This window comes from Desulfogranum marinum (assembly GCF_016918565.1).
In the GTDB taxonomy this organism is placed as follows: Bacteria; Desulfobacterota; Desulfobulbia; order Desulfobulbales; family Desulfobulbaceae; genus Desulfogranum; species Desulfogranum marinum.
In genome coordinates this window covers 1-21,535 of sequence record NZ_JAFFQD010000060.1, presented here as the reverse complement: position 1 = coordinate 21,535, position 21,535 = coordinate 1, and the positions used below count along the sequence as shown (strand labels likewise).

Below are 21,535 nucleotides of genomic sequence, written 5' to 3'. Positions count from 1 at the left end.
AAGCGGCCTCTGACTCCGCTCAGTTCGGAGATAAATCTTGACTTACAAGGATATAATGAGAAAAATTAGCTGTAGGTAACCATCTAAATCAACAGGAAAAAACAGGGTTGTTACGTATACAAACTGTGAAGGTGAGATTTTGCCGGTATGCTCGATGGGTCCAATCCTAGTTCAAACCCAAACGGTGACTGCAAAGGAATAATGTAACATTTTTAAATTAAGAAGAAATCAAGATATTTGGATCGGCAATGTTAACCTCCGGAGTGAGGGGCGCGCCGAAATCCTTGTTCGGTAAGGCACAACCGATGTTCGCGTCCCTCTCCACCCGCTGGTTATGTGCCTCTTTCATTAAGAGAAAATGTCTGTGACGTCTAATGTAATGTCCTTGGGTCGTGTATAGAGTAGCGAACGCTTTATCTCGCCTCCGAAAGTCGACCCGTTAATCTGTAAACACTGCGGCGGTGAGATGAAAATTATCAGCTTCATCTACGAGCGGGCGGTCATCAAGAAAATTCTGGTTCATCTGCATCTGTATTCGGAGCCAAAACAACAACGAGCGCCTCCGGTGCCGGAGCCGGGAAAAGTTATAAGTGATTATGAGTCATATGATGATGGCTGGCCAAGCTATGAGGAGCCCTCTGAAGATGTCAATTCGTTATGAAACCTGCGGTGGGGAGGTTTGCGCTGAAAACGGCAAAAAGGAGGAGCATAGGCCAAATTCGCCGATCTACTGCGATACTGTAGGGCAATTGGCGGGAATGTGAATGAAAATGTTGCGAACCTGACTTTGATCAGTTAGTATTTTCTTGTAAAGACATGAGGAGTGGGCCTGGAAGGCCCATTTTTTAGGGAAGCCTGAAAAAGCGAATTCTTATCACCTATCACCCAAGACGGGGCATCCAGGCTGTCGCCCCATGTATCGCATAGCTTCAGGAATCATCATGGCGACGACCACGACGGGCAAGCCACCGCGGCAACTAAGCCTGGCCACGCAGGTCTTCATCGGTCTCGGCCTCGGCGTCCTGGTCGGGGTCTTTTTCGGTGAGGAGGCAGCATTTCTGAAGATCGGCGGCGACGTCTTCATCGCGCTCTTGCAGATCACGGTCATTCCCTACGTCGTCGTGGCTTTGATCACCTCACTCGGCCGGCTGACTCTCGATCACGCAAAGGCGCTCGGACTTCGGGCGGGCGGCGTTTTCCTGGTGCTCTGGGCAATCGGGATCTCGGTGGTCCTGGCGAGCCCTCTCGCCTTTCCCGACTGGCCGTCGGGTGCGTTCTTCAGCGCCAGCCAGATCGAACAGCTGCAGCCCGTCGACTTCCTACAATTGTACATACCGGCCAACATCTTCGCATCGCTGTCGAACGCGGTGGTTCCAGCCATCGTCGTCTTCAGCATCCTCTTCGGCGTGGCACTGATCAACGTCGCCACCAAGGCGCGCATCCTCGACCTGCTGACGACAGCGAGCGACGCGCTCCTGGCCATCAACGGCTTCATCGGTCGGCTCGCCCCCTACGGTGTCTTCGCGATCACCGCCAGTGCCGCTGGCACGATCGACGTTGGCGATCTCGGCCGCCTGCAGGTCTATATCGCGGTCTATGTCGTGATCGCGCTGATCATGAGCTTCTGGCTCCTTCCCGGCCTCATCGCAGCTACGACACCTTTGCGCTATGGCGACATCATGCGCACCTTCCGCGGCCCGTTGGTCACCGCCTTTGCCACGGGCAACCTGCTGATCGTGCTGCCGATCCTCGCCGCCGACGGCAAGGGGATCCTCGCACGCCTCGATGACGCGACGACGGATCCCAAGGCTAGGCGAATCGAACGCTCGTCGATCGATATCCTGATCCCCGCGGCCTATCCGTTCCCGAACCTGGGCGGCATCCTGGCCTTGATGTTCGTGCTTTTCGGCGGGTGGTATGTCGGCTCGGCGGTCGAACTCGCGGCCTATCCGACCCTCGTCGTTGTCGGGCTCGCCAGCCTCTTCGGTGGCACCGTTCTGGCGTTGCCGTTCCTCTTCGACCTGCTGAGCTTGCCGGCGGACCTGTTCCAGGTGTTCATCACGGTCGACGTCATCGGCAGCCGCTTCGGCACGCTGCTGGCAGCGATGCACATCATCGCGATCGCCTTGATCGGCACCTATGCTTTGCAGGGCGCGATCACGCTGCGTTTCTTTCCCCTGCTGCGATTTACCCTGGTGTCGGCTATTCTGATCGGTGGGTCGCTGGCTGGTATCCGAGCGGTCTACACTTACGTCTACGTCGCTCCCTATCGCACGGCCGATCTGCTCGAGAGCCTGCAATTGACGGAACCGCCGCAGCCGCACACCGTCTATCGCGAGTCACCGAGCGATGGCGACGCGGCCAGCGGCGCAAGCGAAAACCTGGAAGGGATCCTCGAGCGTGGCACGCTCAAGGTCTGCTACGCCCACGACGACTATCCGTCCGCCTTCCTGAACGCCAAAGGCGAACTGGTCGGTTTCGACGTCGCAATGGCCCACCGGCTCGCCAGAAGCATGAATCTGGCGATCGAGTTCGTGCCGATCGACTCGATCGCCGATATCGAAAGGCGCGTGTCCACAGGATACTGCGACGTCGCGATGTCACTTCTGCCGATCTCGCCGGACCTCACCAGGGCAGTCTCCCTGACGGAAAGCGTGCTCGAGATCGCGCTCGCGATGATTGTTTCGGACCATCGCCGGAACGAATTTGCAACATGGGCCGAGATCGCGAAAATCGACGGGCTTCACGTTGCCATATCCGACAGCTTTGTCGGCCGAAATTGGCTCGCCAGGGAGTTGCCGAACGCCACGGCCACGGTCTTTAGAAGCAAGGCCGACCTCGATTCGATGCTGGCCGCAGGCGCTCCGGGAGTAGACGCTGTTCTCTCCGCCGGGGAGGAGGGCGCGGCCTGGACGATCCGTTACCCCAGATTCAACCTCGTGGCGCCGACGCCGGTCAGGCTCTTGCCGTACGGCTATGCCGTCGATCGCCGCAACCATGAACTACTGCTCTACCTCGATACTTGGCTCGTCAACGCCAAGATCGACGGCACAATCGATCAGCTCTATCGCTACTGGATGCTGGGCGAGGTCAAGGAGAGCCAACCGCCGCGCTGGTCGGTGATCCGCAATGTGCTCGGTTGGATCGATTGACGCAGCAGCGACGCGACCGGGTGTCCGCCGCCTAATAGAACAAACCAGATGAGCCAGATCCTCCCTCTATAATCATACTCATTATTTACGCCTAGCAGATTCAAGTGGACTTCAACAAGGCAGTGAAACTGATTTTCGTCTCAATTGATCATAACGTTGTCGGTAAATCTGTACATAGGCAGGCCTTGCCTTTAGTGCACATACAACAATTGAAGTTATTCCTGAATAATGTAGTCGCAGCAACCTAGCCTTGGCCTTAACATTGCCAAATCGAAGGTAAATATTTTTTACTTACCCTTTAACTTAGGGTTTTTCCTGTCCATTACTCAGCCAGGCAGGTAGGTCTTCAACTCTATACCTTCACCAAAATATAGTTCCATTTCCTGGGCCCTTGGTCGGTTCGCCGTTATGCTTCTAACACAAAAGCATGTGGTGAGGCGCTCTGGCTGGCAATATTGCCGTATAAACGAGAAAAAGAAAACAGAGGGTGGTGCCCCTCAATCATTTGAAAAAGAGCAGGAATATAGAGGCTGCAGGAGCAGTTTAATGTTCTGCAGAAATTGCTGGTAAGGTTAAATCATACCACTAATGGCCTTTATACTGCGGTTTTCGGCACTAAAATCCGGTTTAATTTACCTTCATAAGGAGTTATTTACGAAATGGACAGGAAGAAGGTCAAGTTAGACTGTAGGTAAAAAGAGAATATGTTCGAGATGGTAATGTTAACCAACCGGATTTTCCTCCATAGCCTCTTTTGATTTCTGCAAAATTGCAAAAAATCCCACTACAAAAAAAACTTCAGCGAATACTTTTAAGGAGTCTTCTATAAAAGCAACCCATATACTAAGAATGGAGGCATGTTCTTGCTCAAAAATAAGAGGAAGGATGTCATTTCTATTTATGAGCATGTCGAGCGGAATCATGACAAAAAAAAGAACAAATCCAATAACAAAAAAGACAAAGGTTTCCCTGTAGGCTTTCAATTCATCGCGGAAAACAAAAAGCACTCCTATACCCGCCAATCCGTAGAGACCTACAAGGAAATCGTCGATTCGATCAGTAAGGGCAGTCTCTTCCATATTGAAGACGTCATGAATAAAGTTGTCAATATTTTCATGAACCAAAAAAAGTTCATCGACAGCTAGAAAAAGAAAACCAAGTGCAATAATTAGCCAGACAAAAGAAGAGTCTCTCCAGAGAGAGGACCTTCTCTGTATTCGCTGGGTACGGAATATATTATACGACAACCAGCCTATCACCAATAATTGGAAAACCGATAGTTTGGTAATGAATCCATCTTCAGTGAAAGAATCTACGCCGATATAAATGTAGATTATAACGCCCGCACTCACCGCTAACAAATTCAATGATAGAACTAAAAAAAAAACTAACCGAGAAGTCATACTTCTTACTCCAGAGCAACCATTAAATTGACGTTTAACCGGCTAACTTCAGGTATAGAAACACTAAAACAAGAGAACTATAGATGATGATTCCATGCTATCGAATAATTCTATATTGTAGAAGTTAATTCAAATAAAATACAATATAGCTTCTATGAAGTAAGGTTAACCAATGACAGGTATCCCCATGCTTGATGTTTTTCCTGTGCATTGCTGATCTTGGATGCACAAGAAACACCTCTCGCTGGTGGATACAACAGGGCTATGGACCGTCGCCTTGGAAATGCTAAGTTTAATATTTTACTTAGATTTTCCCCTCTTTTTTAAGCCTTTCGTAGGTCTTTGGGTGTTGCTCTTTCAAACATTCCGGACAGATACTATGAGTGAATTCAGCTTCAGAATTTTGTCTTATATAATCCTCTATTCGGTTCCAATACCCCCTATCATCTCGAATTTTTTTGCAATGACCACAAACAGGTAGCATACCTGAAAGCAGCTTCACTTTATCTAAGTTTTCTTGGAGCTTTTCAATAAGTCTATTTCGTTCAAATTCTAATCTTTTACGTTCGGTTATATCTGTCAAAAATATGGTGAGCCCGATAACTATTCCATTATCGTCGTAGATAGGGTTATAATTATTCTCGTAGAATCTACGATTGAGATCAACATCCCCGTATTCTTCTTCAATGACAAATGATTCCCCTTTTAATGTGCGGTCAAAGTTATTTTTTGCTTTTTCCCTATCATTATCTGATTTTATATAGTCAAGCATGTTACTATTAAGTTCAATTGTAACACCCCATATTTTCTTCATGGTTTGACAATGATTCATGTTGAAAACTAAGTACTTGTAGTTACAATCTAAAGCAAAGATTACGATCTCTTTAGGGCTTTCGACAACAGACTTTAATACAGCATAAGAGTCCTCTAGCGAGTGTAGTAAGTCTTCTCTTGACAATAGCGATATCTGTTTCTTCACAAGTTATAAATTATCTCCTAAGATCCGTATCTATCTGTCCGTTTCTTGCTTGTCTCTATAAAAAAAATATATGGCAGGAAGGATGTCGAAGTCAAGCTCGCTGTGCGAAAAGGTGTAGTGGCAACCCTAATCAGTAAAATAAACCGTCATTTAAGGTTATTTCTGTGAATTTCTGATTTCCAAAAGTCCAGATATCTCCCATCAGTCATGACTTAGTGGAAATATGTTGCTTTTAGAAAAACCGACAAGATGAGTCACGCAAAAATTTGACCCCTTTGCCATTACATCCGGAAAAACCCAAGATTGATTATTTGACAGTTGTCCCAGGCGTATTAACCTTCCATTATGCAGTGTTTGTAACTGTTCCGTTGCAAATCCGAAACATTTATAGAATTAGGAGGTTAATTATGGGCAATCAATTGATACTAAAAGCAATATTATTAATTCCAGCATTATTGTTGGTTTCCTGCATGCCTAAACAGGCTGCAATCACGGTTGACTTTAAAAGTGTTTCACCTGGTACCAGCGTTGAAAAACAAGGCAAAAGATTGCCCCTCGTTGATAATGGTATACAATTAGGACAGCAGCTGCCAGAAACGGCACTTGTGGACGCAGTTTCCATGCAATCCATAAACCTTCGGGAATACAAGGGAGAGGTACTATTGCTTAGCATCGTCCCCTCAATAGATACCAAGGTTTGCGAGGCACAGACCCACTACCTGGGAGAAGAAGGTGACACTCTACCGCCAACGGTTAAACGCATCACCATCAGTCGTGATACACCATTTGCCCAATCGCGCTTTGCAGAAGAAGCAAAACTTACAGATATTCAGTACCTTTCGGATTACAAAGAAGGCTCCTTTGGCCGCTCAGTTGGCCTGTTGCTCGACGGCCCCCGTTTACTTGCCAGATCAGTGATTATTGTCGATAAACAAGGAATAGTCCGGTATATCCAGGTAGTACCTGACATCACACATCTGCCCGACATGGAAAAGGCATTTTCCAAGGCGGTGGAACTTGCCAAGGAATCATGATTAATCCTGATTTGTTGTCTGGCACTCGTTGTCTAAATGGGTGCCGGATCAAATCTTTCGTCATCAACTGATTATGAGATGTTTACATATTTCCTGAACACTTACGGCTTGATAAGGATGGCGTGATTGCTTGCAGTCTCCCGTTGGCCGCTTACCTCTTCTGACGGTCACGATTTCCCGCATAGATAAGTTACCGGAGTCTTCGCTTCCTGCTAAAAAATAGCGCCTGTTCAAACAGGCAAGCGAAGACTCCGTAGGCACCTGTAAGCAGTTTCAGGTTTTAAATTTAATAAATCAAAGAGTTATCATCCCCGTGAGTTGTTACTCATTGCTAAAATCAAGATTGAGGTCATCCTAGTTTACACATGAAGTCAGATTATTACTGAAGAGAGCACAGAAACGACCCTTTCTATAGCAAAAGCATATATACCAGAATTACGCTCTATCTGATTTAACACACACTGAGTAAGGGCTTTGGCTCCTTCTCGGTGTTTACTAATCAACGAGCTGTTCGGGTTTGATCCCCATGACGAACGCGACGTGTTTTAAATCATCGCTCAATAGATTGTCACCCTTCTCCATTTTAGAAAGGGTTAAAGGGCTGATATGCGACCGAGCTGCTAAATCTTGCCACCCTAATCCAAGATAACGGCACCAAGCCATTAGCAGGTTCCAGTCATTTTCAATCTTAAACCCCATAACTGGATAAGGGATATGCACACCGTTCTTTTTAGTCATGCACCGCTCCTTTAAAACAAATTTTGATTTCAAACTCAATTATTTGATATTATTGTTTAAAAAGTAATTGCACAATTAACAGTCTGTTTTTCGTTTTCAATCAAAAAGTTCCCCCTTCGGGTTAGGTGTGAATTATTGAAATTACCATACAATGAAATGAAAAAAAGAGCGCGATAAAAGGAATATAGATTAGGGGCAATTGGGTCGGATTTTTGCTTGACTCTTGACGGATATGTCTTTTCACTTTTTTTGGGTCAGGCCACTACGCATGGAATATATAAATGCCACCTGACACGCAATCCAAATCAAGCAAAAACTTGCCCTTGTCTTTCCCAATTACGGCCGCCTCTAATACTTTTTCCAAGTGCATAAGCAAAGAGAATCCACGTTATGAAAATCCATGTGAACGATAACGACCTCGGGGTAATCAGAACACGGTTTGAACAGTATGTTGCCACCTTCAAGGAGGCGGAAGCTTCACATCAGGCTAATATTTCACTCAAAAGAGAGCATAGTCTTCGAGTATGCGACAATATCCTTCTCATCGGCAGAGCACTCGGTCTTGAGGACGGCGAACTCCGCTTGGCAGAAATAATCGCGCTGCTGCACGACATCGGTCGTTTTGAGCAGTATGCCCAATACCGTACCTTTATGGACAGTAAATCGGTCAATCATGCTGAACTCGGGATCCACATAATTGAAAAAATAGAAATACTGGCAGGGATGGAAACGGACCTCAAAGAGATGATCATACGCCCGATTCTCTATCATAATCGTGCTGCACTGCCTGCAAAAGAAACACAAACCTGTCTGTTTTTTTCCCAGTTGATCCGTGATGCCGACAAGCTGGACATCTGGAATGTAACAACCAATTATTATCTGCAAAGCCATGGAAAAAAGAATACAGTCATTGAACTTGGGCTGGACAACCGAGAGGATCTCAGCCCTGCGGTTATCAACGACCTGCTTCACCACCGTATTGTGGACATCAAAAATCTTAACACGTTAAATGATTTTAAGTTGCTTCAGGTCAGTTGGGTCTTTGATCTCAATTTTGTGCCAACCGTTGAAGAGACAATGAAAAGAGGCTATCTCCAAAAATTGCGCTCTGTATTGCCCGATTCCAAAAAGATCGAAGAAATTTTCGCAATGGCAACCGACCATATGCATAAAAGAATAGGAAAGGAGCAAAAGGGGCAAGCCTTTGCTTGACTCCTCTCATCTATACTGTTTCTCTGGAAATTGATTTCTCTAAAGACAAAAAAACTAGAACAGACCGGGATTGGTAAACATAGGCTTTGGAGCATTCACATTAATTTTAGTGGGAACATTCAGTAAAAAAAAAATCAGAAGCAACCAATTCAACCGGAACGGTACAGCGCCCGACGTAGAAAGCTGCGCCTGTTCCTCGTGACGACCCATTTCAAACGTTCAATGGTCAAAAAATGTCTAGCGCCGACAAACAATTCAAGAATAGTTTTTCAGGTAAAGGTGTATTCCCACCAAAATATGCTTTTACCCTGCTCATTCCATTTAGAAATATATTTCTCTCTCCCAAACAACTCATACAACGACTGGACATAAACAAAGACCATAACGTGCTGGAAATAGGCCCAGGTCCAGGATATTTCAGCACCCATATAGCAAAGAAGTTAGAAAACGGCAAACTCGTCTTGCTCGATATTCAACAAGAGATGCTAGATTTTGCGAAGAAGCGGCTAGAGAAGAGAAACATTGGAAACGTTGAATACAGATTAACCGATGGGGTTAATCTTGATCTTGAAAGTGATTTTTTTGACAGAGTGATCCTAGTGACAGTTATCGGAGAGATTGACAATAAAAGTAATTACTTAAAAGAAATCCACAGAAGTTTGAAGCAAGATGGGATCTTGTCTATTTCAGAATTGATGGGTGATCCTGACAAGCTGAGTATAGATGAGCTTACATCGCTTGTCACCTCATGCGGTTTCAAAACAAACCAAGTTTTCGGCACCAAACGAAACTACACAATAAATTTCAAAAAAGAGAAGAAAAACAAGATGTAAGTAAAGAGCGGTTTATAGCTCTGCCAATGTCAACGTCGCACACGAAGCACCACTATTGGATATGGATCCCCCACCCTGCAGCAACCATACTCTGGTAGGTTACGGCACGCCGGGAGGGATGTTCTTCTGCGTGTCTGATCAGGTCTTGAAAAGAGCTCCATGCTTCCCAAGACCTGCGATGAAAGGCTGTGCCGAAGAGGCTTCTCCAGAAATACGGATGTTTCAGCCTTCTTTTCGTCCATCCGGATGACCTGTGCCTTTGACAGCGCCCGGCTCTCCCGTGACAAAACCGTTCTTCATGTAGCTCACCACGTCATCGGTTGAAACCACCTTGGCGACAGTGCTGCCGGCAACCTTGAGTGCAATCTCTTGATTTGCGGTGGCCGTTGCAACGGCATCACCTGCCAGCACGACATCATACCCACGCGAGTTGCCTGCGTAGGCCGTGCTAAGAATACATTCATCTGTCCAGAGACCGACCAATACAATAGTATCGATATCGGCTGCCTTGAGTTTTTCATCCAGATAGGAGTTGCCATTCTCATCAAAAGTCCAGAACATGTCCAGATGTTTTCCATGGTAGAACCAACCGTCGGCAACCTCCTCCTCTGTCGGGCCAATTTCTGAGAGGGGTTTCATGCCTGGTGCACCGTTAAAAACATACACCGCGTTCTCCGGATCTTCGGGACGCAGCCCTTTTGGACCATACCAACGATCCATGGCGTTGCTGATGCCATCGTCAAAGGTACGGGTCCAGGCACTCCACATTATGCGAATGCCATCACTTTTTGTCTGAGCCACTCGAAACGTATCCACAAGTTTGGTGAGATTCGGCAAAATACCTCCTGCATATGGTCGGTACTCTTCCTGACAGTCATCGAGCAGCAGGGCAATTCTGCGAGGCCGGTCCTCCAGGTTCCAGGAAGCCCAGAAACTGAGCGGCTGTTTGTTTGGACCACCTGGAGTGTTGCTGTAGTTGTCCATCGGTTGCAGCGCCTGGTCCATGTCTCGATGCTTGCAGGGCATCTGGAGAGCTTCTTCAAGTGTCCGAATCTTGCTGTCACTGTTGTTTCTCATCAAGTCCCTCTCGAATAGTGTTTGAATCCACAGGCAACCGTCGCGTCGACCGCCGACCAGCGTGACCCCCTACCTTTTTATCGTTTTCTCAGCCCTTTACGCTATCTAATGCCGGTTCCACTGTCAAGAAATTAAATAAAGAGGATCGCCCCAGTCCCGAATACGATCACAATCGTGGACTCCTTTTTCCTGTTCGTGAATCCTGTGATTTATTATATCAACACCCTTCCCCCTCTTCGGGAGGATGACGATCCGGCTCAATGCAAAAGTCATCACCCGACATCGGGTAGACATAGCCCGATAAGTAACCGATCAGGCTAGACAAATAGAATGATATCTCCTAGTATGCCGGGGTGCATAAATACCGGCTGGATTTCCGGCCATTTTTTATAACGACAAAGAGGAACAAATGAAATCAATTAGAGGGGTTATCGTACCCATTGCATTAACATTACTATTAAGTTCTTGTGCCGGCCTTGACACCAACCAGAAACAGGGTACAGCAATTGGTGCAGGTGTAGGGGCCGGTGTAGGAGCAATTCTTGGTCAAGCCATAGGCCATAATACTGATTCGACTTTGATCGGCGCTGGAATAGGTGCGGCACTTGGTGGATTAGCGGGTAACCAGGTAGGTCTTTATATGGACAATCAGGAACGCGAACTCCGCAATATTATGGCCAACTCAGAAGCAGCAAGTATCAGGCGCAGTCAAGATGTGCTGGTCGCCACTTTTAAGGGAGAGACTTTTTTTGAACATGATTCCAGTGCGTTGCTGCCCGGTGGCTACAACGAGATAGCCAGGATGGCGTCTGTTCTCAATAGGTATCCACAGACGCAGATCGAGGTTGGAGGACATACCGATTCAACGGGATCAGAGCAATATAACCAGCAGCTTTCCTTACGCAGGGCGCACTCCGTTGAGAATGCTCTGATTCAGCAGGGAGTCGCCTACAATAGGATAAGGGCGGTAGGCTATGGCGAAACTCGCCCCATCTCCTCCAGCCATGCCATGAACAGAAGGGTGGAGGTGGTTATTATTCCGGTAACTCAGTAAGCTGTGTTGTCCCGCTAAATAAAACACAACTGCAACCAGATCAGCAATAATGAAAAGGTATTATCCATTTCACCTTTTCATTATTTACCCTCTTTTTGTTACTGCTTTGCAAAGCCTGTATACAGTGCATTGGCGAATCCCTTGACCAAAGTATTGTGAGCTAGCTACTGACGACATAAAACAAGAAGACAGCTACTTTACTGTTCCGGGACAACACGTAACCACCCTGCCCTGCGAGAGGAATAAAGACACTATGACACTATTGAGCGGGTTACCACTTCAGTCGTCTCAAAATTATCGCTGGATAATTGTATTTGCCGGCACATTAGGTCTTCTAGGCGCCCTCGGCCTTGGCAGATTTGCCCTGGGAGTCATGCTCCCTGCAATGGGGAGAGGGTTGGAGTTGTCATACGGGCAGATGGGGTTGCTTTCGGCGGCCAATTTCTGCGGCTACCTTGTGGCTGTACTCGGATGTGGTTTCCTAAACGCAATGCTCGGCGCGAGAAGGCTTATCTTTTATGGGCTAACGCTTATAGGTTGTTCAATGATACTGATCAGCCTGGCGTCTTCACTGTATCAGGTGATTATCCTTTACACGCTCACCGGAATAGGTTCAGCGCTGGCAAACGTCCCAATCATGGGCCTGATCGCGGTCTGGTTTGAACCAGCCATGCGGGGAAGAGCTGCCGGACTTTGCGTGATGGGCAATGGCTTTGGGATACTCATCTCCGGTGAGGCTGTGCCGACTATGAATCAGCTTGGATCGGGATGGGAATTAAGCTGGCTGGTGTTTGGCGGGGTTGTGTTATTTGTCGCCTGCATCTGTCTGATGCTGGTACGTAATCGGCCAACTCATCGAAAAGGCTCTCCTTTGGCCACAGGAACAAAGACTGCTGAAAACGGTAGAAAACCTGGGGCTCTGTACCTTTCAGGCATACTCTATTTTCTCTTTGGATTGACCTATGTAATATACGTAACATTCATCGTAACCTCCCTTATCCAGGATAGAGGTTTCACCGAGCAGGCTGCCGGAAATCTTTGGGCATGGGGAGGCTTTTTGTGCGTACTGTCCGGCCCCCTCTTCGGGTATATTTCAGATCGTATCGGTCGGCGAAATAGCCTTATAATTGTGTACTCCCTGCAGGCAATAGCCTATCTGTTAGCGGCATGGACGGGCTCTGCTGTCTCTGCTTATCTTTCCATCTTCTGTTTTTCTTTAGTAGCCTTCAGCATACCCTCTATTATAGCTGCCTTGGTGGGTGATTTGGCAGGACCGGAAAAGGCAGCAACGTGGTTTGGATTTGTCACCTTTGTATTTGGAATCGGACAAATAGCAGGCCCAGCCAGTGCCGGTATTATCGCAGAGTATACGGGAAGTTTTTCCTTCAGTTTCCTGTTGGCAGCAGGTGGAGTGACACTTGCGGCACTGCTGAGCATGCAGTTACCTTCAAAGAAGGTTCAAGTTGGGAACATATAACAGGAGATCAAGGTAACTATTGAGCAAAACCTCCACTGACCACGGTCAACCCGCACTGCATAAGCCAAAAAGGCAACCTAAGAATAATGTCCTTTTTTAGTTAGCGCCTGTCCACAAATGGCCTTTTCACCTAATTTCGGCGTTGTGCTCAAAATTTTATCCTCGGAATATTAGTTATATGCCTGTGGTAAAATTTACCGCACGCCTTGAACTTAAGCGAAAATCCTCATTTCTGGACAGACACTAGTTAGCATCTCACTCCCTTTTATCAACAAAATTGCGTCTACGACAGCACCTAACCACTTAGCACAAATAGCTAAAAACGAACATCAAGGAATTGGCTGACCATGGGGGTCATGGTCAAGGTGCCCCAATTTTTCATCGAGATAGTCCACAGTGTTAGTATCACTTATATGCTCGAGATGATGGGCTGTTGGGTGCAGTTGTTCTTCAGGTGTGCCTATCGTATCCAAATAGGCCTCCCAGAGGCGATGAGCCCGCAATACCTTGTTGGCCTCCTTCTCACCATCTGCAGTTAAATCGTAGCCACCTGCAGAGCTTGTAATCAATCCATCCTGGATCATGCGCAGAAGTGCTTTTTTGATGCCTTTGCCGCCGCTCTCCACATATTGTCGGATTACTGCCATGGGGGTTGTTTTGCCATGCCTTAATATGGTCGTCAGGATATCTTCAATAACCTGCTGAGGTACAAGGTTGCGCATTCTTCGCCAACGGGCGAGCAAACCATATTTTGGTGCTACTGCTAATACAACAAGAAACTGCAGGGTACAAAACAGCATTATGGCGCCGCCACCTGCCGAATCGAGCCAAACACATAAATAGAGTCCTCCGACCACGCTTGTAACCCCAAACAAGGCGGCCAGCCACATCATACGATCAAGGCGATCACTTAAAAGATAAGCTGTTGCAGCCGGGGTGATCAACAGTCCTACTACCAGAATAACACCGACCATACTGACAGCACTGACAACAACCAGTGATACACAGGTAGTGAGGACATAATCAATCAGCAGGACAGGCAAGCCTATGGATGCGGCCATAACCGGATCAAAGGTTGCCAACTGGAAATGCCTGAAGAACAAAATAAGCAGCGTCAAAACGAACGCCGCAACAAAAGCACTCACCCAAAGGTCACTATCGGCAACCCCCAAAACGTCGCCCATGATAAAATGCATCAGGTCAATATGTATGTAATGGCGGAAGATGGAAACAGCAACAACACCAAGGGCAAAAATCCCGGTATACATGATCCCAATGGCGGTATCTTCTTTTACCCTTGATATCCTGGACACAAAACTGATAAGTGCCACGGTTGCAATAGCCGCAATAAGCGAACCAAGAAGCATCCCCGGCGCATGTGCTTCTGCACCAAATAAGAGTTTCATGACCAAATAGCCACCAGCAACACCGGCTATCATGGCATGGGACAAGGCATCACCAAGAAATGCCATCCGTTTCAGCACCACCAGGCATCCGACAACACCGGCAACTACCGCAACAATCGATCCACCTATCAGCGCTTTCTGAAAATACGTTTCTGCAAGGGGTGCAATGAAAAGATCATACATCAGGCTTCTCCCTTCTTGATAATATCGCTGAAAATGCGCAGCCGCCCTTCATAGACCTTGCTCAAGAGGTCTTCGTTTAAAACCACCGATGGAGTACCATAAGCATACATTCGCTGCTTGATGAGAATAAGTTTATCAAAGTACTCCGCAGCCGTCGAAAGGTCATGATGGACAACAACCAGCGTCTTGCCTGAATTTTTAGCACGTTCGAGCACGTCAAGAATAGCCCTTTCCGTTGCCGCATCAACACCTGCAAAGGGCTCATCAAGGAGAAGGATATCACTTCCCTGGGCAAGCGCACGAGCCATGAAAACTCTCTGCTGCTGCCCCCCTGATAACTCGCCGATTTGCCTTTCGGCAAAATCCTGCATTCGCACCATCTCAAGCGCATTAAATGCCGCTTCATAATCAGCAGCTTTGGGCGAAGTGTACCAGGGAATTTTCTGGTAACGTCCCATCAGGGCAACTTCTTTTACCGTAATCGGAAAATCCCAATCCACGGCTCCCCGCTGGGGTACATAAGCGACTTCACCTTTGGCTTTTTGGGCGCTCTTGCCGTTTATAAGAACCGTTCCAAGATCCGGCTTGACAAAACCGAGAACAGCCTTGATAAATGTGGATTTACCAGCACCATTGGGGCCAATGACGCCAATCAACTGATCACTTTCAATCTTAACACTCACATCGAGCAAAGCAGGCTTGGCCTGATAACTGACGGTCAGATGTTCAACCTCTATTACTGTGGAGCGGTTAGTGGTCATGGCTGCCCTCTTCGTCTGCAGAATGGTTAAAGCTGATAGTACCGGACACCAGTGCTCCCTGATCGGCCCATACGGTCTGATCTACCACAAGGGTACTGTCTTCATACAACTTAACGCGTACGCCGTGCTCCAATGTGTTTTCAGATAAAGGCGGACTGGCACTAACATAGATCTCATTGTGCCCGGATAATACTCCACTCACATCTTCATAGCGAAGAGTCTGCCCTCGTAATACTTCCTGCGTGTGTGTGTCTATGTACATTCCATTGAGCTTTACGGTCAGCGGCGGTACACTGCTATCTGAAGTCGTTAATGCGAAAGGATCCTTTTCTGTAGAAAATGTCGGGGTAACTTCAATCACAAACCGCCCTTCCACCGACAGATCCATCGGTGTCGCTGCTGTGATCTGTTGGCGCCTGGTATCCCGGTCTGCAATATAGCCCCAGAGTCCGCCAACAATAACAACCCAAATAGTAACTACCAGTAGAAATCTCATGATCCCTCTATTTCAGTGCGTTAACCATCAACAGTACGTTTTCTCTCATCATGCCGATGTAGGTCTCGCCGGCTGATCCTTCCGGCCCCATTGAATCGGAATACAGTTCGCCGCCAATCTTCACCCCTGTCTCTTTAGCTATTTCGCGTATCTGTTTGGGGTTGATGGTGGTTTCTACAAAAAGGGCAGGAGCACCAGACTCTTTTATTGATTGAACAACCTTCCGCCTCCGTTCAGGGGTCATGCCACCACCTACTTCCGCACCCGTAGACCAGCCAACCGGTGCAATGGAAAGGAAATTATTATTGGCATTCAGCTTGAATTCAGTGCAAAAATAATTGAACGCATCATGGGTAGTTACAAGAATGCGACGCTGGGTGGGAATTCTATTTATCTGTTGGCGCACCCACGAGTCCAACACGCGAAGCTGTTGCAAAAAGAGGGTGGCGCGTGCCTCGTAATTCTGTTTGCCGTCAGGATCCAATTGGCTGAATCCTTTGACAATGTTATTGACGTAAACGGCTACGTTTTTGGGAGAAAACCACGCATGTGGATCTGCTACCATTTCCCCTTCGCTTGAAATTGCCAGCGGTTTTATACCATCGGTAGTGGTAATGATTGGTTTCCCTGCATCAGTGGCAAGGGTTGACATCCAGTTTTTACCTTCGAGATGTAACCCGTTTTCCAGACAAATATCGGATTCGAGCACCATCTGGACATCATCTGGAGTCGGTTGGTATGTATGCGGATCAGCACCGGGAGCCAGTACACATTTGACGATGAGGCGATCGCCTGCAACTTGCCTTGCAAAATCAGCAATCTGTGTTGTTGAAGCAACAACTATTGGTTTACTTGCGATTGCAACTGCAAATGAGGAGCAGAAAAGACTTACAAAAAACACCAATCCGTAAATGATTCCTTTCATAATTATTCTCTCCCAACGATTTAATATTTTTCCTTTTTTGTAAGGGAACACAGGAAGCAGTATTGGTCAAATCAAAATTTATTATCTTACTTTTCAAGTATCTAAAAAACATACTCTGCAATTTAAAATAATTGCTGTTCAACAGCACAACCGGGGTTCCTGCCTCTATTTGAAAAGCTTTCCCTGATCCAAGTAGGCCACACCGGCAGAATCATACCCTCTATATTCCAGGCGATTAAGCCCCTCTACGATCACCGATAAAACTCTTTTAGGGCCACAATAGCCGAAAATGCCACACATAATATATTTGTTGTTTGAGATTGATAAATATCTGATGATTTACAACGTTGCGAAAAATACCCTTTAGCCCGGATTTCTCATCAATAAAGTTTTTCGCAGGGCAAGGCACAAGCCGCGCAGCTGTAGTAAACTACCGCAAGTGGTTTGTAACGTAGATCCTGTGGAAAAATCTATTGACCCTAAGGGGGAACTTTTTGATTGAAAACGAAAAACAGACTGTTAATTGTGCAAATACTCTTTAAGTAATAATATCAAATAATTGAATTTGTAATCAAAAAGTTCATGAGAAATTCGGCTAATTACCCACTGGTTTGATAACGCTTTGATGTATTATACCTAAAACCAGTAACTGCTTACAGTTACCTCACGGAGTCTTCGCTTCCTATTTAGACAGAGGCGATTTTTTGCAGGAAGTGAAGACTCCGATAGCCAACTATGCGGGAAATCGTAACCGTCCGAAGATGCCAGCTCTTCTATGAATAATCAACGCTGACAGAGTTATTTTACCAGTTTTGCTACCAGCTCATCATAGAAGCTTGCGTCCATAAACTTATCGATGCTCAGATGCTGAGCATTTGGCAACATAGACCGAGTACGATCCGTCAATTCATTTTGGGTAATAACGATGTCGGCATCTTTCAGATCATTAATAGCTGCGTTACTCACCTCAATATCTAAGCCGGCATCATTAATTTTGCCACGTAGTACCGTTGCCCCCATGGCTGAAGAGCCCATGCCTGCATCGCAATCCACAACAATTGATCGAACATTTTCCGACTTTGCTGACGCGAGAGGGGCAGCCTGTCCTTTTGCCTCAGACTTACTTGCCGCAACAGCCGCTGTGGCCGCATCGAGATCATCACTTTCTGAAGCGTCGGTGCGAATAAATACAGCTCCAATGATAAACGAAGTGAGAGCGGATACCGCAATGGAACTTAAGGTTAAGACAATCCCCATTCCTTTGGTGGACATCAGGGTCAACGCAAACACGGAGCCGGGAGATGGAGAACCAACCAGGGCATAACCACGCCACTTAAAGACATTACAAACGACTGGGCCCCTACTTTCAAAGTATTACCTTCACAACATTACCGGACATAAACAGACCTCCTCGTTACGTGGTTAGCGACTTCTCCACAATCAGCCCCAGGCGACAAATTAACCAGTCTCGGGGAATTGGAACAATTCCGCTCAGGAAGTCGTCAAATCTTTGAACTACCCCTTTCATTTGATCCTCTCTTCAGCAAAACTTTACTTTGTAGAACAACCGAAACCAAATGTAAACGATTACAAAAAAAAGCGTCAACATTTTTTGGTGAAATTTTTCACCTTTAGTCTGCAATTATTTTTTTTACATACATACAGACTGTTATGCTACTTTTACTCAAAAATTAAGAAATGATCAGCGTGTAAAAAAACCTAGGTATAAACGTAAACGTTTTCATACAACAAGAAACCTCAAGCAGCTATGGCTACTCTAACAACAAACTTTATTCGTCTTTATCCATGCATATGCACTTTCATTTGCAGCCAATCTGTATTTTTCTGTTAACGATTATTTCACGTTGGTTAATGCATAAAAACAAAATTCGCCCAAACATCTACCGCCCATATATCCATACAAATACAATTGGTTACAGCACACACTTAAGATCAAAGAGTAAAAATTATTTGACGTCAACAATGTAAACGTTTACATTTAATTTGTCGGCCTGATTATGCTCCACCAAAGATCAAAGAGGTTTCAATGGTTAAAATTAAAGATGTTGCTGAGGCAGCCGGTGTCTCAACAGCAACAGTATCAAGGGTTCTTTCCAACAAACCCCACGTTAGGGAAGAAGTCAAAAAACGTGTAATGGCGGTTGTAAAGAAACTGAATTATCAGCCAAACAGGGTAGCCCAAAGCCTGCGCTCTAACACGTCGCGAATCATTGCCCTGATTGTAGCCGATATAGAGAATCCTTTTTTTCAAAGGGTAAGCAGGGCCGTTGACGATGCAGCCCAGGAACTGGGATATAACGTAATACTCTGCAACACAGACGAAGATCCGATTAAGGAAAAGAAGTGCCTTGACCTCCTCCGCGTTGAAAATGTTGCCGGCATTATTCTCTCACCGACCAGAAAAGGGATCGATAATTTTACAGAAACGTATTCCCTTGAGAAACCGATAGTTATGATTGACCGGCATGTTAGCAATTTTGATGTGGATAATGTCCTTATTGATAATGTCTCATCAGCTTATGCCATTGTCAGCCATTTAATTGAGCATGGCTATAAACGTATAGCCGGAGTTTTTGGGGCGGAAAGCACGACTGGACAGGAGCGGCGGCAAGGTTTTTTAAAAGCTCTCAAGGATAACGATATCAAGCCGTCACAAGATCTGATCAAGTATAGTACGCCACGAGAAAATGATGGTTTCAACACAGCTTTGTCTCTTTTGCAGCGAAACGATCGGCCCGATGCAATTTTTACGAGCAATAGCCTTCTTGCATCTGGTACTATTCGCGCAATTCGTGAAAGTAAACTCTCTATTCCAAACGATATAGCCATTGCCAGTTTTGACGATACAAGCTGGGCGCAACTCATTGACCCGGCACTCACCGTCATTGAGCAGCCGACATATGAAATTGGACGCACCGCTGCAGAACTTCTTATCAAAAGAATAAATGACCCTTCAAGGTCGAACAGAGAAGTGGTTCTCAAGACGAAGCTTGTCATCCGTCAATCCTGTGGCTGTTCCAACTAACTGCATATTTCCAGACACTGGATCTGATCCATGATTCGTCATTTTGTGCAGTATGTAGCAGTAAAAGGTAAGCCTAGACTCCGATAGCCTACTATGATTCACTACCAAAAACTTTGAACCTGCCACCGCCTGAACTGGTGAGCAATCCAGGCTAAAGAGTTAGCACGATAAAAGACAGTTGCCGTGATTATCAGAAGCATGATTACCGATAACCTGACTCATGCTGCTAAAGTGCCCCAACAAGCCTTTGTCCGACAAACACCTAAATAAAAAAATCATATTCGCTATGCATAAGAAAAAAATCTTAGGAAATGAATTAATTAAGGAGGTAATTACGATTCGTTTTCACACACTTAATAAAATGCTTAAGCAGTATGAGGAAGGGCAAATGCCAGGAGTTAACGAGGAAGGTGCAACAGGTAAGTATGATAATAAAGGGGCAATTTTCATCCCTGGAGGTTTGATCTATCAGGATGTCGACGAACAATTTATCAGATACGAAAGCTATGGCAAGATTTCAGCAAAAGACTTCAGGTCTGCAATCAGAGATGCCATGCAGAATGATAATGCTACGCTACTTTACCATGATGGCATCGCTTCAGCGATAAATCTAGATGGAGGATTTTTTTCTAAAGCGGCAAGAAGAATTTTTACATACAAGAAAGCCGCATTTCGACGCACAAAAAGAATCAGCAGTGTTTCCACTCTAGAAATAAATTCCAACGATATTATTAAAAGCCATTGCCCTACCTTTATGAACCAGCCATATGGAGCCCGCACAAGAATCAGCACCTGCGCCTCTGTTGGCCTGATTGATCCACCAATGTATTACGCCTACAACAAAACCGAGCTTAATTTTTCAGAGAAACAAGCACATCGTTTTGCGCAAGATCTTGGTAAAATAAGGGAAAAAGTCTTGTCGTCTGAAGGTCTCGTCCTGTTTCCGCCGTACATCATCGTATGCCACGATACTCGTTATAAAAAGAACAACTTTACAGGACTGACAAGAATACTTGGCCTGGGGAGGTATGGAGAGTTTGCGACCTTCACTTTTGAATCTCTTAACAAGGATCTTAAAAATGAAGTGCACAGGAGAAATATCACCGTCCAACCTGAGGAAGCATTCGGGAGCATCGATCAGACACCTGTTCTCGGTATACTTCGTGTATATGAACAGACGAATCCCGGCAAGCGGTCTCTCAAGTATCGGCTCTATATAATTTCCCCTGCTGATGTCGGCATACCACATTTTTCAATTATTGAACCTGATTCCTGATTCTCATCATCGAAATAATCTTTCAGTCGGCTTGTCGAGCCTGGAAAATTAAGAATATTCCAGCAGCAAAGTAGACTACAGCTTGATATAACCAATGGTAATCTTCAAGTTTGAGGGTTGTACCATACTATCTCGCATTTTGCCGAACATAGGAGCTTTCTGTATTTTATACAAAAGGGGTGTTGTACAATTCTGTATAAATACTTGTGTGCCTTCCTGGTAGATTACAGGGAGATGAAAATACCGGCTCAAATTTTTAAACAACCGGGTTTCGTTTTTTAACTTTTTACGAGCCCATCAAATATATGCCTGTGGTTATTTTTTCACACAGGTGAGCTCCTGTTTAACAGCCAAACTGCGTATTCCACTGAATCCGGCCACCCATTCCAGTCGAAACCGGCCAGTCAGTCCACGTGATTCCGGCCACCTATTCCAGTGAAACTGGCCAGGTGGTCGGAGCGAAGCGACGCTGTTATTTTTTCA

At 46.0% G+C, this 21,535-nt stretch carries 18 protein-coding genes; 9 read left to right on the top strand and 9 right to left on the bottom strand.

Annotated features, from left to right (window positions below; translation table 11 throughout):
• The first annotated feature begins 466 nt into the window (after positions 1-466).
• Both JWH17_RS21185 and JWH17_RS21180 read left to right on the top strand, forming a co-directional pair.
• Positions 467-661, top strand: coding sequence for a hypothetical protein (locus tag JWH17_RS21185; protein WP_205224695.1), 195 nt, complete (start codon positions 467-469; stop codon positions 659-661).
• Positions 662-941: 280 nt separating this feature from the next.
• A complete protein-coding gene (locus JWH17_RS21180; protein ID WP_205224694.1) occupies positions 942-3,152 on the top strand; it encodes a cation:dicarboxylate symporter family transporter in 2,211 nt (736 codons plus the stop codon).
• A gap of 722 nt (positions 3,153-3,874) precedes the next feature.
• On the opposite strand, the gene JWH17_RS21175 is transcribed toward JWH17_RS21180, so the two are convergent.
• Together JWH17_RS21175 and JWH17_RS21170 are read right to left on the bottom strand one after the other, a co-directional pair.
• A complete protein-coding gene (locus JWH17_RS21175) occupies positions 3,875-4,555 on the bottom strand; it encodes a DUF8692 domain-containing protein (RefSeq protein ID WP_205224693.1) in 681 nt (226 codons plus the stop codon).
• A gap of 304 nt (positions 4,556-4,859) precedes the next feature.
• The gene (locus tag JWH17_RS21170; protein ID WP_205224692.1) at positions 4,860-5,534 is read right to left on the bottom strand and encodes a PAS domain-containing protein; all 675 of its coding nucleotides are present in this window, start codon (positions 5,532-5,534) and stop codon (positions 4,860-4,862) included.
• A 407-nt stretch (positions 5,535-5,941) separates the two neighbouring features.
• Between JWH17_RS21170 and JWH17_RS21165 the strand changes: the two genes are divergently transcribed.
• Positions 5,942-6,568, top strand: coding sequence for a thiol peroxidase (locus JWH17_RS21165; RefSeq protein ID WP_205224691.1), 627 nt, complete (start codon positions 5,942-5,944; stop codon positions 6,566-6,568).
• 495 nt (positions 6,569-7,063) lie between these two features.
• Here the strand turns inward: JWH17_RS21165 and JWH17_RS21160 are convergent, their stop codons facing one another.
• On the bottom strand, positions 7,064-7,306 hold the full coding sequence (locus JWH17_RS21160) for a helix-turn-helix domain-containing protein (protein ID WP_205224690.1): 243 nt from the start codon (positions 7,304-7,306) through the stop codon (positions 7,064-7,066).
• 390 nt (positions 7,307-7,696) lie between these two features.
• On the opposite strand from JWH17_RS21160, the gene JWH17_RS21155 reads away from it, so the two are divergent.
• Entirely contained in the window at positions 7,697-8,518 is an 822-nt protein-coding gene (locus JWH17_RS21155) for an HD domain-containing protein (RefSeq protein WP_205224689.1), read from the top strand.
• 233 nt (positions 8,519-8,751) lie between these two features.
• Positions 8,752-9,351 carry a class I SAM-dependent methyltransferase gene (locus tag JWH17_RS21150; protein WP_205224688.1) on the top strand — a complete coding sequence of 200 codons (600 nt, stop codon included), beginning with the start codon at positions 8,752-8,754 and terminating at the stop codon, positions 9,349-9,351.
• Positions 9,352-9,573: 222 nt separating this feature from the next.
• Here JWH17_RS21150 and JWH17_RS21145 read toward each other — a convergent pair whose 3' ends face one another.
• Positions 9,574-10,428 carry a cysteine hydrolase family protein gene (locus tag JWH17_RS21145; protein ID WP_205224687.1) on the bottom strand — a complete coding sequence of 285 codons (855 nt, stop codon included), beginning with the start codon at positions 10,426-10,428 and terminating at the stop codon, positions 9,574-9,576.
• Positions 10,429-10,837: 409 nt separating this feature from the next.
• Between JWH17_RS21145 and JWH17_RS21140 the strand changes: the two genes are divergently transcribed.
• Positions 10,838-11,482 (top strand): YiaD family glycine zipper/OmpA-like lipoprotein, encoded by a 645-nt coding sequence (locus JWH17_RS21140; protein ID WP_205224686.1) that lies wholly within the window; start codon positions 10,838-10,840, stop codon positions 11,480-11,482.
• A 253-nt stretch (positions 11,483-11,735) separates the two neighbouring features.
• Complete coding sequence (locus tag JWH17_RS21135; RefSeq protein ID WP_205224685.1) at positions 11,736-12,959, top strand: MFS transporter; 1,224 nt, start codon at positions 11,736-11,738, stop codon at positions 12,957-12,959.
• 329 nt (positions 12,960-13,288) lie between these two features.
• Here the strand turns inward: JWH17_RS21135 and JWH17_RS21130 are convergent, their stop codons facing one another.
• From JWH17_RS21130 to JWH17_RS21110, 5 genes are all read right to left on the bottom strand, one after another.
• Positions 13,289-14,548 (bottom strand): metal ABC transporter permease, encoded by a 1,260-nt coding sequence (locus JWH17_RS21130; RefSeq protein ID WP_205224684.1) that lies wholly within the window; start codon positions 14,546-14,548, stop codon positions 13,289-13,291.
• Positions 14,548-15,309, bottom strand: coding sequence for a metal ABC transporter ATP-binding protein (locus JWH17_RS21125; protein ID WP_205224683.1), 762 nt, complete (start codon positions 15,307-15,309; stop codon positions 14,548-14,550). Before JWH17_RS21125 ends, JWH17_RS21130 begins: the two co-directional genes overlap by 1 nt.
• Positions 15,299-15,805 (bottom strand): hypothetical protein, encoded by a 507-nt coding sequence (locus JWH17_RS21120; RefSeq protein ID WP_205224682.1) that lies wholly within the window; start codon positions 15,803-15,805, stop codon positions 15,299-15,301. The genes JWH17_RS21125 and JWH17_RS21120 overlap by 11 nt, the downstream gene beginning before the upstream one ends.
• 7 nt (positions 15,806-15,812) lie before the next feature.
• Positions 15,813-16,730, bottom strand: a complete 918-nt coding sequence (locus tag JWH17_RS21115; RefSeq protein ID WP_205224681.1) for a metal ABC transporter solute-binding protein, Zn/Mn family — start codon at positions 16,728-16,730, stop codon at positions 15,813-15,815.
• 798 nt (positions 16,731-17,528) lie between these two features.
• Positions 17,529-18,002, bottom strand: a complete 474-nt coding sequence (locus JWH17_RS21110; RefSeq protein ID WP_205224680.1) for a PTS sugar transporter subunit IIBC family protein — start codon at positions 18,000-18,002, stop codon at positions 17,529-17,531.
• Positions 18,003-18,777: 775 nt separating this feature from the next.
• On the opposite strand from JWH17_RS21110, the gene JWH17_RS21105 reads away from it, so the two are divergent.
• Entirely contained in the window at positions 18,778-19,776 is a 999-nt protein-coding gene (locus JWH17_RS21105) for a LacI family DNA-binding transcriptional regulator (RefSeq protein WP_205224679.1), read from the top strand.
• Positions 19,777-20,164: 388 nt separating this feature from the next.
• A complete protein-coding gene (locus tag JWH17_RS21100; RefSeq protein ID WP_205224678.1) occupies positions 20,165-21,052 on the top strand; it encodes a hypothetical protein in 888 nt (295 codons plus the stop codon).
• Positions 21,053-21,535 lie beyond the last annotated feature (483 nt).

Coding starts and splice junctions, on each gene's coding strand:
- JWH17_RS21115 (WP_205224681.1), bottom strand. CDS start 16,730: ATGAAAGGAATCATTTACGGATTGGTGTTTTTTGTAAGTCTTTTCTGC.
- JWH17_RS21150 (WP_205224688.1), top strand. CDS start 8,752: ATGTCTAGCGCCGACAAACAATTCAAGAATAGTTTTTCAGGTAAAGGT.
- JWH17_RS21160 (WP_205224690.1), bottom strand. CDS start 7,306: ATGACTAAAAAGAACGGTGTGCATATCCCTTATCCAGTTATGGGGTTT.
- JWH17_RS21130 (WP_205224684.1), bottom strand. CDS start 14,548: ATGTATGATCTTTTCATTGCACCCCTTGCAGAAACGTATTTTCAGAAA.
- JWH17_RS21175 (WP_205224693.1), bottom strand. CDS start 4,555: ATGACTTCTCGGTTAGTTTTTTTTTTAGTTCTATCATTGAATTTGTTA.
- JWH17_RS21100 (WP_205224678.1), top strand. CDS start 20,165: ATGCCAGGAGTTAACGAGGAAGGTGCAACAGGTAAGTATGATAATAAA.
- JWH17_RS21165 (WP_205224691.1), top strand. CDS start 5,942: ATGGGCAATCAATTGATACTAAAAGCAATATTATTAATTCCAGCATTA.
- JWH17_RS21110 (WP_205224680.1), bottom strand. CDS start 18,002: ATGTCCACCAAAGGAATGGGGATTGTCTTAACCTTAAGTTCCATTGCG.
- JWH17_RS21185 (WP_205224695.1), top strand. CDS start 467: ATGAAAATTATCAGCTTCATCTACGAGCGGGCGGTCATCAAGAAAATT.
- JWH17_RS21105 (WP_205224679.1), top strand. CDS start 18,778: ATGGTTAAAATTAAAGATGTTGCTGAGGCAGCCGGTGTCTCAACAGCA.
- JWH17_RS21135 (WP_205224685.1), top strand. CDS start 11,736: ATGACACTATTGAGCGGGTTACCACTTCAGTCGTCTCAAAATTATCGC.
- JWH17_RS21155 (WP_205224689.1), top strand. CDS start 7,697: ATGAAAATCCATGTGAACGATAACGACCTCGGGGTAATCAGAACACGG.
- JWH17_RS21145 (WP_205224687.1), bottom strand. CDS start 10,428: ATGAGAAACAACAGTGACAGCAAGATTCGGACACTTGAAGAAGCTCTC.
- JWH17_RS21125 (WP_205224683.1), bottom strand. CDS start 15,309: ATGACCACTAACCGCTCCACAGTAATAGAGGTTGAACATCTGACCGTC.
- JWH17_RS21180 (WP_205224694.1), top strand. CDS start 942: ATGGCGACGACCACGACGGGCAAGCCACCGCGGCAACTAAGCCTGGCC.
- JWH17_RS21140 (WP_205224686.1), top strand. CDS start 10,838: ATGAAATCAATTAGAGGGGTTATCGTACCCATTGCATTAACATTACTA.
- JWH17_RS21120 (WP_205224682.1), bottom strand. CDS start 15,805: ATGAGATTTCTACTGGTAGTTACTATTTGGGTTGTTATTGTTGGCGGA.